Source organism: Microbacterium sp. AG157 (genome assembly GCF_003385695.1).
Classification (GTDB): Bacteria; Actinomycetota; Actinomycetes; order Actinomycetales; family Microbacteriaceae; genus Microbacterium; species Microbacterium testaceum.
Map to the genome: position 1 here is coordinate 244,695 of NZ_QRDK01000003.1, position 13,563 is coordinate 258,257.

Here is a 13,563-nt window from a genome sequence, read left to right on the forward strand (position 1 = left end):
TCGCGGGGTAGCGTGGGCGGGTGCACGAGCAGACCCCGGCCTCACGGCGTGCGCTGCGTGCACAGGATTCCTCGCCGCGCGCGGCGACCTCCACCGATCTCGGACCCGCCCTGTCCACGACGGGCGACCTCGGTCCGGCCCTGTCGATTCCGGATACCACGGCCCCGGCCCTTCGTTCCGAGGGGACGGAACACGGTGATGCGGTGGCGGCTGACCCGATGACGCCTGCTGCGGCGAGCGAACCGTCGGCATCCGTCAGCTCGCCCGGCGACGCGGGTCGCGCGACGGGTGAGACCGCGGCGTCCGGCGCCCCCTCCGGCGAGGCTCCCGCCACCGCGACCGGACCCGTCTCGACCGAGCCCGCGGCATCCGGCGCCCCCTCCGGCGAGGCTCCCGCAACGCCTCTCCCGGTGGCGCTCGGCGCACTGCTCTGGGTCGATCCCGACACGGCGGGCGCCCCTCGACCGGCGCCGACCTTCGTGGTCTCGGGAGCCACCGCGCGCTCGGCCGACCTGCTCGCGGGCGCGCGTCGACCGATTCTGCGGCCCGGGACCGTCCTCCCCACGCTTCTTCTGGTGCTGATCATCGCCGCCTATGCCGCGACGACGCTGCTCTGGCCGCTGAACGCCGTCATGCCGACGACCCGACCGGTGGCCGTGCAGCCGATCGCCGCAGCGGCAGCGGTTCCGGCGTGGCCGGCCGAGGGCGAAGCGGCCATCGCTCTCGACGGAGTGCCCGGCACCCTGTCGTCGTCGGCCAGCGCTCCCGAGTCCATCGCGAGCATCACCAAGGTCGTCACGGCGCTCGTCGTGCTCGATCGGCAGCCGTTGGCCCCGGGAGAGCAGGGCAAGAGCTACACGTTCACACAGGCCGACAGCGCCGACTACTGGCAGTACCGGGCTCGTGGGGAATCCTCGCTCGACGTCCCCGTCGGAGGCAGTCTGACGCAGCTGCAGATGCTGCAGGGCATGCTCATCGCCTCCGCCAACAACTACGCGCAGCGCCTGTCGACAGACCTTTTCGGCACGGATGCCGAATTCTCGGCCGCCGCGACCACGTACCTCGCGGAGCGGGGCATCGAAGGCATCACGATCGTGAACCCCACCGGTATCGAAGCCGGCAACACCGCGACCCCGGCCGCCCTCATCGCGCTGGCCGAGCGGGCTCTCGCCAACCCCGTGATCGCCGACATCGTGCGTACGCCGGAGCTGACCCTGCCCGGTGCCGGCACCTTCAAGAACGGCAACGCCCTGCTCGCCGACCCCGGCGTGGTCGGGGTCAAGACGGGCACGCTCGACGCGTGGAACCTGCTGACCGCGAAAGACATCACCGTCGGTGCCGCCACCGTGCGGGCGTACGCCGCCGTGCTCGGTCAGCCCGGTCCCGACAGCCGCAACCAGGCAGCCCGCGACCTCTTCGCCCGTATCGAGCAGGAGCTGCAGCCGAAGCCGTCGGTACCGGCCGGCACGCTCGTGGGCAAGGCCCAGACGCTGTGGGGTCCCGACATCGACCTCGTGACCGCGTCCGACGCGACCGTCGTGCTGTGGAACGGCGGAACGGCACAGACCTCCACGTCGTTCACCCTCGGCGACACCACCGAGGCCGGCTCGACCGTCGGGACGCTCACCGCGACCGGCCCGGTCGACGCCGACACCGTCGACGTGCGGCTCACCGGCGAGATCGAGCCGCCGAGCCCCTGGTGGCGCCTCACGCACCCCCTCGACCTTCTCGGCCTGAACGACTGAGCCATGAATCTCACCGTGGATGCCACCTCCTCGACGCCGCCGTTCGAACAGGTGCGGTCGCAGGTCATCGCGCAGATCGAGGCGGGAGAACTCGTCGCCGGGACCCGTTTACCGCCGGTGCGCGCGCTCGCGACCGAGCTCGGCCTCGCCGCCAACACGGTGGCGCGCGCCTACAAGGAGCTCGAGGAAGCGGGATACGTCGAAACCCGTGGTCGCGCTGGCACGTTCGTGAAGGGCGCCGACGCGGCATCCGTTCGGGCCGCCGGTGCGGCGCGCGCGTACGTCGAGGCTGTGCGGCGCCTCGGAGTGTCGGCGGAGGACGCGATCGAGCTCGTCCGGGCGGCGCTGCGGGATCGCTGAGGGCGACCGACGCGCCGAGCCGGCGTTCGCTTTCGTGCGCGGTGGCCGAGCCGGGCGGAACCGCCGGTCACGGCCAGGGCGGCACTCGCTCTCGTCCGAGGCGGCTGAGGACGCGATCGAGCCCGTGCGAGCGGCGCTGCGGGATCGCTGAGGGCGACCGACGCGCCGCGGTGCCGCGCCTCGGGAAGACGTCCGAGGACGCGATCGAGCCCGTGCGAGCGGCGCTGCGGGATCGCTGAGGGCGACCGACGCGCCGCGCCGGCGTTCGTGTTCGTGCACGGTGGCCGAGCCGGGCGGAACCGCCGGTCACGGCCAGGGCGGCACTCGCGCTCGTCCGAAGCGGCTGAGGTCGTCGAGGCCACCGGTCGCGCGTTCACGCGAGATGGCGGAGTCTGTGGTGCCCACCGGTCGAGGCGGTTCGCGTCGCATGCGTGCGCCATCGTCCGGTCCTCTCCCCGGGGCCCCGTTCCTCCCCAGGACGGCACCACGAGAAGTTATCCCCACCTGGGGTTTTCTGCGCGACCCAATGTCGGAGGTCACCGTTAGCATGCACACATGCACGATGGCACCTCCCCACCGAACACCGACAGGCCCCGCATCCTGTCGGCGCTCGTCGACGAGGTCCACCGCGCCAGCACCATTCTCGGCGCCGCGGAAGCCGCCCGCACTCGCGCCCTCGCCGAAGTCGGCCATCTCGCCCTCGACGTGATGGCGGGGCTTTGCGCGTCCTCCCGCGCCGCCGAACTCGCACTCCGCGAAGTGGCATCCGAGATCGCTGCGGCCGAGAACATGTCCGACCGCACCGTGCAGACGCAGATCACCCGTGCGATGACCCTCGTCGACGACTACCCCGAGACCCTGACCGCCTGGGAAGGCGGGCACCTCACCCGAGCCCACGTGGGAGCGATCCTCGACATCGGCTCCCCGCTCCCCGTCGATGTCCGCGGCGAGTTCGACGCCCTCGCGGTGACCGCCGCCGAGGGCCTCAGCCCCGGGCGGTTGCGTTCCCGCCTCGCCACACTCGCCGAACGCCTGCACCCCACCACCCTCACGGAACGCCACCACCGCGGCCGCGACACCCGCAGCGTTCGCATCACCACCGGCCCCGACGGGATGTCCGACCTCGTCGCCACCCTCCCCACCGTTCTCGCGGTCGGGATCTACGACCGCCTCACCCACCAAGCCCGCGCTCTCATCGAGACCCGGCTCGACGACCCCGTCACCGCGACAGATGAACGCACGACGGCGCAGCTGCGGGCCGACATCCTCACCGACCTGCTGCTGACCGGCTCTCCCGAAGCCGACCCCACCCGCACCGGCGACGGACCCGGCACCCTCGGCGCCATCCGCGCGCGCGTTCAGGTCGTCGTGCCCGCGCTGACGATGTTGGTGCCCGACCGCGAGAACCACGACCCCGCCGAGCTCATCGGCCATGGCCCCATCGACGCCGAAACAGCCCGAACCCTGGCTGATGCCACCACCGTCCCCTGGGACCGGGTCGTCACTCATCCGATCACCGGCGCGGTTCTGCACACGGACACCTACCAGCGCACCACTGCCCTAGACCGTCACGTCCGCGCCCGCGACCGCCATTGCCGCTGGCCCGGCTGCACCGTCCCCGCCATCCGCTGCGAAGTCGACCACACCCACGACTACGCCCTCGGCGGCCCCACCGACGTCGCCAACCTCGCCCACCTGTGCCAGCGCCACCACACCCAGAAACAATTCACCCGCTGGGGAGTGAAGCAACTCCCGGGCGGAACTCTGCAATGGACCAGCCCCACCGGCCGGACCTACACCGACGAGCCGCTCCCCTACCCCCCCGCCGTCCGGTTCCTTCCCGACGACCCACCCCCGCCCGCCCCCGACGATGACGGACCATCGCCGCCTTTCTGATGCGCGATCGCGTTTCCTCAGGCTGCCTCTTCGCGCGCACCCGGGCTTGCGTGGCCATTACTCTCGACCCCATGCCTCTCGCCTTGGTGACCGGAGCAGCGCGCGCTGACAGCATCGCCGCGGGTATCGTGCCGCGTCTCAGAAGCGACGGCTGGGACGTGGTGACGAGCGACCTCGTCGACGGCGACTATCCCTGTGATCTCGCGAGCACCTCGGGCCCCACACGTCTCGTCGAGCGCGTATCGAGCGACCGCGGGCCGATAAAGGCGCTGGTGTTGAGCCACGCACACGACATCGAGTCCGGAATCCTCGACACCACGGCCGAGAGTTTCGATCGCCACACCGCTGTGAACGCCCGCGCATCTCTCCTGATGATCGCCGCGTTCGCCCGGCAGGTCGACGCCACCGGTGGCGCGATCGTCGCCTTCACGAGCAACCACACCACCGGCAATCTGCCCTACGGAGCCTCGAAAGGGGCTCTCGATCGGATCGTCATCTCGGCCGCACGCGAACTCGGTCCGCGCCGTATCTCCGCCAACGTCGTGAATCCGGGTCCCATAGACACCGGATGGATGGACGACACCACCCGCGACCAGTTGCCCGCACACCATCCGCTGGGTCGTCTCGGGACACCGCGCGACATCGCGGGCATCACGGCCTTCCTCCTCTCCGACGAGGGTCGCTGGATCAGCGGTCAGCTACTGCATGCAGACGGCGGGTTCTCCGCGCGCTACTGACCGCGTCGAGCGACCTCCCCGGGGACGCGGCTTGCACGCTCCCTGTGGGAGGTGGTTGGGGATACCGCAGATACTGGGGTCGAAGTTGACGCCCGGCTCGACCGACCCCATGAGGGCGTCGACAGCTGTGGATAACCGGTTTGCGCATCTCGGCCCATGCGCGATTATGGAGTCGCAAGCGAAACCGGGGGGCGACGCTCTCGCCAGTGGTCGGGCCCCGTTCGTGCCACGCGCGAGAGGAACCTGGACATGGTCGGAATGATCCGAGTCGACGACGGGGTGAGCGACTACCACGTCTCACGTATCCGACAGGCGAGCGACGACCTGCCCAACGATGCGGCGATAACGGTCGTTCACGGCAACCGCGAAGAGGACGCTCCCGAGGCGTACACGAAGAAACTCGAGGGGGTTGCGGCGGAGATCGCGGCACGAGTGCAGGAAGTTCGTGAGTTCGCCCTGCGCAATGCCGACGCGCTCGCGCAGGCGGTCTCCCTGCTCCGCGAGCGAGATCAGATCAGCGCCGGTGAAGCTCGAAGCGCGGCTGCGCTCATCGACGACATCGCCAACGGAACGACTCCGGCGGTGTCGTCGACACCAGCCCCCGCTCCTTCCGGCGACGCCGCTGCCGCGCGGTCAGGGTTCGGCGGATGAAGCACCACCGGAGAACTCGCGTGATGGCGGGCGTCGGCGTCGCCGCTGTGGCGATGCTCCTCGCCTCAGCTCCCGCGGAGCCCGCGACCGCAACGGATACCGGTGAATGGTGGTATAACGCATACGGTGTTGCAGCCATCCACAACGAGGGATGGACGGGCGCCGGCGTGAAGATCGCGGTGATCGACAGCAACATCAACCCCGATCTCCCCGTCTTCGCGGGTCGCAATTTGAAGGTCGACCCTCGCCCGCTCTGCGCCGAGGTTTCCTCACCGACCACGACAGAACGCACCGTGGGGGCCGGACACGGCGCGACCGTGGTTGCGCAGATCATCGGTAGCGGACAAGGACCCGGCGGCATTCGCGGAATCGCGCCCGATGCCGAGGTGACGTTCTACAGCCTCGGAACGCAGACGGACGAAGAGTCCTGCACGGCCGCCGAGTACGGTGACCAGCTCACCGCCGTCGCGCTCGGCGTACAGCGCGCCCTCGACGACGGCGCGGATATCATCACGACCTCGGTCGCCGGGGGGAAGGAGCCAGGAGACTCGGACGTGATAGCGAACGCCATCGCAAAGGGCGTCATCGTGGTCGCATCGGGCCCCAACCCCACCACGCGAGACCTCGCCGGACTCCGCGAGTATCAAGGCGTGATCGTCGCATCGGCGGTAGACGAGGCGGGCCAACTGAACACCTACGACGACGGCCGCTCGCTGGTCTATCCGCGCACCGCCGTGGTCGCCCCGGGGGTGGGTCTCACCACAGTGGGTAGCGCGAGCGGCGGCTGGGACAGCGCCGGGCGAGGATCAGGATCATCCTTCGCCGCGCCTCTCGTCGCGGGAGCTCTCGCCCTGGCAGAGCAGCGATCGCCTCAAGCCACGTCCAACCAATTGGTACAGGCGTTGCTCCGCAACACCGGCAAAGAACCGCATGAATTGTCGGATGACCGGACCAGTGGTTACGGCTTCGGCTTGGCGTGGCCGGCCAATATCGTCGGAGTGGATGCCACGACATACCCCGACGACAACCTGCTGGTCGGACGAGTCGAGGCGGCTCCGACCGCCGCGCAGATCGAGCAGGCCGCCGCGCGAGGCTCCGCATATCCCCCGGTGGCCGAACCCTCGGTGACCTCTCCGACAGAGGTCCGTCCCCGTTCCGACGACGATCCGACGAGTAGTCCGGCGGGACCGGACATCACGCTGATCGCCGTCTTGAGCGCGCTCGGATTGATCGTCATCGCAGCCGGGGCGGTAGTCGCCATCACCGTGACTCGGAGGAATCGGACGAGACGTGTCGCGCAGGACACCCGAGAGAGAGTTGAGCAGCCGTGACCGGTCGGTACGAGCAGGCGTTGATCAATCTCGCCGAAGGTGGAGCACCATTCGACGTGCCCGCGACGCGAGACCTCATCGAAAAGTTGAGCTCGCTCCGAAAGGTCGTCTCGGGCGCCGCTGAGCTGCCGGGCATCGAAGGCGAGGCCGCCGGGGCAGCGAAAGCAAAGTTCGACGCGGCCGCGGAGACGATCGGGCAGCAGATCGCCTATCTCGAGGGAACTCTCGACGATGCCCTTCGCCTGGCGAACGGACTGCGGGACGCAGCACGCGAGAAGCTTTCGGCGCTGCCAGCCGGGAGCTTGTCGGGCGGCCAGGAGACCGTCGTCCGTTCTGCCGCGGTGGGGACGACGCTGTTTCTCGGGCCAATCTCGCTGCTGGCTGGAGAGGGAGCGGTGCAGGCCTTCAACGCCTACCTCGCGCAACAACGCGAGCAACAGGCGCAAGGTGACTTCACCACCATCAGCCAAACTCTGAATGGGATGTCGCCACCGACGCCGCCGCCGGCCGCGCTTTCCAGCGACGGCGGGCGATCGGTCGAGCTTGAGGAGGGCCCTGCCGGTACGGGCACGACCAATTCCGGCCAGCGGCCATTCCGCGGCGGTGACCGAAGTGGAAACGAGAGTGTCCCCGTCCCTCGTGGCCCCGCGCCCGTCGAAGACGCTGCCACGCCCGGCCCCCCGCCGGCGCATCTCGTCCCCTCTCCCGACGCCCCCCGTGGCCCCGGCATCGACCTCGGACAGGTCCCCCCGCACTACACCCCGCCCACGCCGGACGGCTCCATCTCCGGCATCGGCACCCTCCCCGGACACATCTCCGGCCCCGGCTCGATCGGCGGTTCCTTCCCCGGCGGAATCTCCGGGGGTGGCGCAGGCCTCGGCTCGGGCCTCTCGGCCGGACTGATCGCAGGGGGCGGTGGCGCCGCTGCGTTGAGCCGGTTGAGCTCGGGAACGGGCTCGAGTACCGCAGCCGCCGGACGCACGATCAGCGGCAGCGGAGGCCTCCTGGGCAAGAGCGGGGCCTCGGCCACCGGTGCCGGACTCGGCGGACGCTCGGGCACCGGCTCCCTGGGCGGAGGTGCGACGGGCGGCACCGGCACACCCGGAACCGGCGCGAACGCCGCCGCGGCCGGAGGCCGCGGAGCCGCAGCCCCAACCGGCGCCGGTGGAACGGGCGGCGGCACGGCCGGCGCCGCCGGCAGCCGCGGCGCCGGCGGCATGGGCTCGGGCTCCCGGTCCGACCGCCGCGACGAGCGACGCGGTCTCGGCGGCCCCATCGCGCCACGCCTCGAGGACGACGAAGAAACCGCACCGCGTTCCGAGAACGCCGCGGCGGGTTCACGCGACGACTGAGGACCGGCATCCGGAGGCCGACGACCTGCTAGCGTGCCAGGCAGTGACACGGGGTGCCCGCCAGGGCTGAGAACACACCCGTCGAACCTGATCTAGTTCGTACTAGCGAAGGGATGTCGCGAATGGTCGTTCGCACGTCGTCGTCTCCGTCCACCCCCACCGAAGCGCTGCGCGCGCTCCGCGAAGCCGCACCGCTGACGCAGTGCATCACCAACGCGGTGGTGACGAACTTCACCGCCAACGCGCTCCTGGCCCTCGGCGCCTCTCCCGCGATGTGCGACATCCCGGGCGAGGCCGGCATGTTCGCCGGTATCGCAAGCGGAGTGCTCGTCAACCTCGGGACCCCCACGCGCGAGCAGAGGGATGCCGCCCGAGAGGCCGTCACCGCGGGAACGCCCTGGGTCCTCGACCCGGTCGCCGTCGGCGCCCTGCCCGTGCGCACGGCCCTCGCGCACGAGCTGCTCCACGCGCGCCCGGCGATCATCCGCGGCAACGCCTCCGAAATCCTCGCCCTCGCGGGATCCGGCGCGGGTGGACGCGGCGTCGATGCCACCGACTCCGCCGAAGACGCCCTCGACGCAGCACGCTCCCTCACGATCCGCACCGGCGGCACCGTCGCCGTCTCGGGAGAGACCGACCTCATCGTGGATGCCACCCGCACGGCGCGCGTGAGCGGCGGCAGCGCCCTGCTGACCAAGGTCACCGGCGGAGGTTGCGCCCTCGGGGCCGCGATGGCGAGCCTGCTCGCCGTCACCCCCGCGTTCGACGCGGCTCTCACCGCCAGCGTGATCTGGGCCGTGGCGTCGGAGCGGGCGGCATCCCGAACGAGAGGGCCCGGATCGTTCGCGGTGGCGTTCCTCGACGAGCTCGCCGCGATCGCGCCCGCCGACCTCGACGAACGCGTCCGCGTCGACACCGAAGTCACGCGATGACCGCCGACCTGTCCCTGCACCTCGTCACCGATCACCGCGTGCCGTTCGCGCGCCTGCGCGACATCGTCGACGAGGCCGTCACCGCGGGCGTGAGCGTGGTGCAACTGCGCGACAAGGTCGCGAGCGGCAGAGAACTGTTCGCCCGCACCCTCGACCTCGCCGACGTCATCTCGGGACGCTGCCCGTTCGTCGTCGACGATCGCCTCGACGTCGTCCTCGCCGCGCGCGAGCGCCTGGGCCAAAAGCCCGGCACCCGCGGAGCCGGCGCCCGGGTGGACGGCATCCATCTCGGCCAGAGCGACCTCCCCGTCGACGCCGCGCGCTCCCTGCTCGGCCCCGACGCCCTCATCGGATGGACGGCGAACACCCCGGCGCACCTCGCGACGGCCGAGGCGTTCCCTCGCGGAACCGTCGACTACCTCGGCGTCGGCGTCATTCGGGCGACGACGACGAAACCCGATCATCCGCGACCGCTCGGCATCGACGGGTTCGGCGAGCTCGCGGCATCCACTTCCCTCTCGTGCGTCGCGATCGGGGGGATCGGCCTCGACGACGTCACCGCCCTCCGCCGCTCGGGCGCTGCGGGCGTCGCGGTGGTCTCCCTGCTGAGCGAGGACGACCACCCGGGCGGAGTCGTCCGGGATCTCCGCGCCGCGTGGGAGGAAGGAGCGTGATCCCCCGCGTCCTGAGCATCGCGGGCACCGACCCGACCGGCGGGGCGGGTATCCAGGCCGACCTCAAATCCATCGCCGCGTTCGGCGGCTACGGCATGGCCGCGGTCACCGCCCTGGTCGCCCAGAACACCCTCGGAGTCCGCTCCGTCCATGTGCCACCGACGGCGTTCCTCGACGAACAGCTCCGCGCGGTCAGCGACGACGTCGAGATCGACGCGGTGAAGATCGGCATGCTCGGCTCGACCGACGTCATCGCCACCGTCGACCGCTGGCTCACCTCGACGCGACCGTCGATCGTCGTCCTCGACCCGGTCATGGTGGCCACGAGCGGAGACCGGCTGCTCGAGGCCGACGCCGAAGACGCGGTGCGCGCACTGTGCCGACGCGCCGACCTCGTCACTCCCAACCTGCCCGAGCTCGCGGTGCTGGTGCGCGAACCCGTCGCGACGACCTGGGGGGTCGCGGTCGCCCAGGCACAGCAGCTCGCCGCCTCGGCCGACACCGTGGTGCTCCTCAAGGGCGGACACCTCGACGGCCGACAATGCCCGGATGCCATCGTCGACTCTTCCGGTGCCCACGAGGTTCCGGGCCGCCGCGTCGACACCCCGCACACCCACGGCACCGGTTGCTCGCTGTCGTCGGCCATGGCGACCCTCGCCGCCCACGGCCTGCCCTGGACCGATGCGCTCATCCGGGCGAAGCGCTGGCTCACCGGCGCCCTCGAACACGCCGAGGAGCTGCACGTCGGCCGGGGCAACGGCCCGATCGACCATCTGCACGAGCTGCGCCCCCACCTCGACCTCGACCGATCCTGGAGCAGCGCACGGTGGGAGGCCACCGCCGCCACCCGCGCCGATGTCGACGCCTGCGCGTTCGTGCGCGGTCTGGCATCCGGGGATCTCGACCGCGACGCCTTCGCCTGGTACCTCGGGCAGGACCTGCTCTACCTGCGCGAATACGCACGGGTGCTCGCGCGCGCGGCGGCCCTCGCTCCCACGGTCGAGGAGCAGCGGTTCTGGGCGACGGCCTCGGTGTCGTGCCTGGTCGAGGAGGCGGCGCTGCACCAGTCGCACGTCGATCCGGCCGGGCTCGAGGCAGCCCCGGCGACCTGGGCCTACACCGACCACCTGCACGCGGCAGCGGCCGCTGGGTCGTACGCGGTGCTGGTGGCCGCGATCCTGCCCTGCTTCGTCCTGTACACCGACATCGGCGTGCGCTGGCGGGGCACCTTCGACGCCGACCATCCCTACGCCGATTGGCTCACGGCCTACGGCGACGAGACGTTCGCCGCGTCATCCGCCGAGGCCGCGCGCATCGCGGATGCCGCCGCGCGATCGGCATCCGCTCGCCTCCGGCACGAGATGGCGACGGCGTACGACCGATCCATGGCGCTCGAGCTGGCGTTCTTCGAAGCGCCCCTGAAACGCAGGTCAGGTGCCGGGGACCCTGCTCGCGAGAGGGGTCCCCGACACCTCGGGTGACGATGGGAGCCGGACTCAGCCGCTCTTTCGGCGGAACTCCCGCTTGGTGACCGCTCCGTGCGTGCCCTGCACGGCGGAGTGGCCGTCGAGGTGCGCCTGCCCCGAACGCTGCTGGCCGTTCTTCTTCTCCAACGCTTCCTTGAATTTGCGCTTCATGTCGTCGGATGCCGCGGCACCCGAGGTCTCGTCGGTACTCATGCCTCCACCCTAGGGAGGTGACGGCGACATGTCGCGGGTCAGACGTGCCTGACGCGCTGCTGCAGGCGGGTGCGGATGTCGAACAGCTCGGTACCGCCCACCTCGCGGCCCCCGGTGATCCCGCGGCGCAACAACGTCGTGAGCGCGCTGCGCGTGACTAGCGCCACGGGCGTTCCGCGCACCTTGCCGAGCTCGGTGATCGCGTCGAGCACCGCGTCATCGGGCAGGACGACCATCGCGCCGCTGAAGCGGACTCCGGCCGCCCGAGCGATCACGCGAGCGCGCGAGACGAGCTCGGTCACGGGCGAGCCGATCACATTCGGACCGGTGATCTCGCCGCGGCGGACCCCCACCGGTCCACCGAAGTCCTCGCTCAACAGGGCGTAGAGACCGCTGGGCCCGAGCACGAGATGGTCGAGCTTCTGCTCCGGATCGCGCCCGTCTCGATCGGCGAACACGTCGTGCCACACCGTGTAGCCCATGCCCAGCTCCGAGACGAGACGCGCGGTCTCCTCCTCGGCGAGCGCGTCGGCGAGGATGTGCCGAATCTCGGGCGGAGCCGAGCGCACGAGTGCCGGATCGTAGGGATCGGGGATCTCGACGCCGCGCCCCACCCACTCGCGGATGAGTCCGAGGTACCGCTCACGACGCCACCCGCCCGGCTGGCCGTGGGAGCGTGCGCGTGGACGCGTGTCGGTCGGACGGGCGGGAGCGGATGCCGACACCCCGCCGCCCCATTCCCCGGGCGCCGTCCCGCGGCCCCGGTCGTAGGCGCTGCGCGCCTCGGGCGTTCCCACGAGTTCCCACGCGCGCTGCACCTGGACGAACAACGCGGCGTCGCCTCCGGTGTCGGGGTGCGTCTCGCGCAGACGCACGCGATACGCGCGGCGCAGACCATCGTCGTCGATGTCGGCCGCGACACGGAGCACCTCGTATGCCGAGGACGACATGGGACTGTCGAACACGTACGTCATCCGTTCTGCCGCGCGGATGCGGCGCCACTCAGGCTAACTCGGCTCAGCTGTGCAGGATCCGGACGTCGAGTTCACGCCCGCCTCACCACAGCGCGGGCTCGGGCGCGTAGGCGAAGGCCTCGGCGACACGCTCGGCGGGCAGCTCGTCCAGTCGCGCAGGAGACCACGACGGAGAGCGGTCCTTGTCGACGACCTGCGCGCGGATTCCCTCGACGAGGTCGGGCTGCGTGAACGCGAACCACATGACCAGGCCGTACTCCTGCGCGAGCGCCGCCCGCAGCGAGGGCAGCTCGCGCGCCCGGCGGACCGCTTCCAGCGTGACCGCGACCGCGGTGGGCGCCGACGACGACAGCAGCTCGGCCGTCTCGCGCGCCTCGGCCTCGGGACGTCGACGCAGGCGATCCAGGATGCCGAAAACGTCGTCGGCCGCGAAGGCGTCGTCGACCCATTCCCGGGCGTCCTCGAGTCGCGAACGCTCCGTGGTCTCATCGAAGAGCAGCACCAGCTCGGTGGGGCTGGAGGGGTCGGCGCGGTTCTCGAGGGCTTCGTAAAGCGCCTCGAGGTGCGCACTCGGCACCAGGTGGTCGGCGAAGCCGGCGTACACCGCGTCAGCGGCATCCATCGTTCCTCCGGTGAGTGCGAGATATTCGCCGAGACGGCCAGGGGCGCGACCCAGCAGCCACGATCCGCCCACGTCGGGGGTGAATCCGATGCGGGTCTCGGGCATGGCGAGCTTCGAGCGCTCTGTGACGATACGGATGGCCGCGTGGCCGGCCAGGCCTATGCCGCCGCCCATACACACACCGTCGGCGATTGCGACCACGGGTTTGCGCGAGATCGCGATGCGATGGTCGAGCGCGTACTCCTCGCGGAAGAAGGCGTGCACGTCGTCGGTGCGGCCGCCCGTCACCATCTCGTGGAGCGCGCGCACGTCACCGCCGGCGCAGAAACCGCGCTCACCGGCGCCGTCGAGAAGGATGACGTCGACATCGGTGTCGTGCTCCCAGCGGTCGAGCACGAGGTTCAGCGTGCGGATCATCTCGAGGTCGAGGGCGTTGATGGCCTTCGGTCGGTTCAGCGTCAGATGGCCGAGGCCACCGCGCCCCCCGACCAGGACGCTGTCGGCGACGGTGTCGCCCGCGCTGACGTCTTCGGTTCGCTGTGCGTGCACGGTGCCACGTTACACAGCCCGTCCACCGTGCCATCGGCTGTGGATAACTGTGTTTTCGCCC

The 13,563-nt window shown here is 70.8% G+C and carries 13 protein-coding genes and 1 riboswitch; of the genes, 10 read left to right on the top strand and 3 right to left on the bottom strand.

All coding sequences use genetic code 11. From position 1 onward, the window contains the following. Window positions 1-20 precede the first annotated feature (20 nt). From DEU35_RS10495 to thiD, 10 genes are all read left to right on the top strand, one after another. Window positions 21-1,745, top strand: a complete 1,725-nt coding sequence (locus DEU35_RS10495; RefSeq protein ID WP_258873507.1) for a D-alanyl-D-alanine carboxypeptidase — start codon at window positions 21-23, stop codon at window positions 1,743-1,745. A gap of 3 nt (window positions 1,746-1,748) precedes the next feature. Further along, window positions 1,749-2,105: a GntR family transcriptional regulator gene (locus DEU35_RS10500; RefSeq protein WP_116239475.1), complete on the top strand. Its 357-nt coding sequence runs from the start codon at window positions 1,749-1,751 to the stop codon at window positions 2,103-2,105. 555 nt (window positions 2,106-2,660) lie between these two features. Continuing rightward, window positions 2,661-4,001 carry an HNH endonuclease signature motif containing protein gene (locus tag DEU35_RS10505; RefSeq protein WP_116239476.1) on the top strand — a complete coding sequence of 447 codons (1,341 nt, stop codon included), beginning with the start codon at window positions 2,661-2,663 and terminating at the stop codon, window positions 3,999-4,001. Window positions 4,002-4,072: 71 nt separating this feature from the next. Beyond that, window positions 4,073-4,738: an SDR family oxidoreductase gene (locus tag DEU35_RS10510; protein ID WP_116239477.1), complete on the top strand. Its 666-nt coding sequence runs from the start codon at window positions 4,073-4,075 to the stop codon at window positions 4,736-4,738. 249 nt (window positions 4,739-4,987) lie between these two features. Further along, window positions 4,988-5,389 (top strand): hypothetical protein, encoded by a 402-nt coding sequence (locus DEU35_RS10515; protein ID WP_116239478.1) that lies wholly within the window; start codon window positions 4,988-4,990, stop codon window positions 5,387-5,389. Continuing rightward, entirely contained in the window at window positions 5,386-6,720 is a 1,335-nt protein-coding gene (locus DEU35_RS10520; RefSeq protein WP_116239479.1) for a S8 family serine peptidase, read from the top strand. Before DEU35_RS10515 ends, DEU35_RS10520 begins: the two co-directional genes overlap by 4 nt. Beyond that, a complete protein-coding gene (locus DEU35_RS10525; RefSeq protein WP_116239480.1) occupies window positions 6,717-8,072 on the top strand; it encodes a hypothetical protein in 1,356 nt (451 codons plus the stop codon). The genes DEU35_RS10520 and DEU35_RS10525 overlap by 4 nt, the downstream gene beginning before the upstream one ends. A 39-nt stretch (window positions 8,073-8,111) precedes the next feature. Further along, window positions 8,112-8,203, top strand: a riboswitch (TPP riboswitch). Continuing rightward, entirely contained in the window at window positions 8,195-9,004 is an 810-nt protein-coding gene (thiM, locus tag DEU35_RS10530; protein WP_116239481.1) for a hydroxyethylthiazole kinase, read from the top strand. It overlaps the preceding riboswitch by 9 nt. Beyond that, window positions 9,001-9,678, top strand: coding sequence for a thiamine phosphate synthase (locus DEU35_RS10535; RefSeq protein WP_116239482.1), 678 nt, complete (start codon window positions 9,001-9,003; stop codon window positions 9,676-9,678). The genes thiM and DEU35_RS10535 overlap by 4 nt, the downstream gene beginning before the upstream one ends. Continuing rightward, the gene (gene thiD, locus DEU35_RS10540; RefSeq protein ID WP_116239483.1) at window positions 9,675-11,159 is read left to right on the top strand and encodes a bifunctional hydroxymethylpyrimidine kinase/phosphomethylpyrimidine kinase; all 1,485 of its coding nucleotides are present in this window, start codon (window positions 9,675-9,677) and stop codon (window positions 11,157-11,159) included. Before DEU35_RS10535 ends, thiD begins: the two co-directional genes overlap by 4 nt. 15 nt (window positions 11,160-11,174) lie before the next feature. Here the strand turns inward: thiD and DEU35_RS10545 are convergent, their stop codons facing one another. The 3 genes from DEU35_RS10545 to DEU35_RS10555 all read right to left on the bottom strand — a co-directional run bounded on the left by DEU35_RS10545 (window position 11,175) and on the right by DEU35_RS10555 (window position 13,502). After that, window positions 11,175-11,357, bottom strand: a complete 183-nt coding sequence (locus DEU35_RS10545; RefSeq protein WP_103208115.1) for a DUF5302 domain-containing protein — start codon at window positions 11,355-11,357, stop codon at window positions 11,175-11,177. Window positions 11,358-11,395: 38 nt separating this feature from the next. Next, window positions 11,396-12,322 carry a DnaJ domain-containing protein gene (locus DEU35_RS10550; protein WP_116239709.1) on the bottom strand — a complete coding sequence of 309 codons (927 nt, stop codon included), beginning with the start codon at window positions 12,320-12,322 and terminating at the stop codon, window positions 11,396-11,398. 91 nt (window positions 12,323-12,413) lie between these two features. Beyond that, entirely contained in the window at window positions 12,414-13,502 is a 1,089-nt protein-coding gene (locus tag DEU35_RS10555) for an enoyl-CoA hydratase/isomerase family protein (RefSeq protein WP_116239484.1), read from the bottom strand. Between the last annotated feature and the right edge of the window lie 61 nt (window positions 13,503-13,563).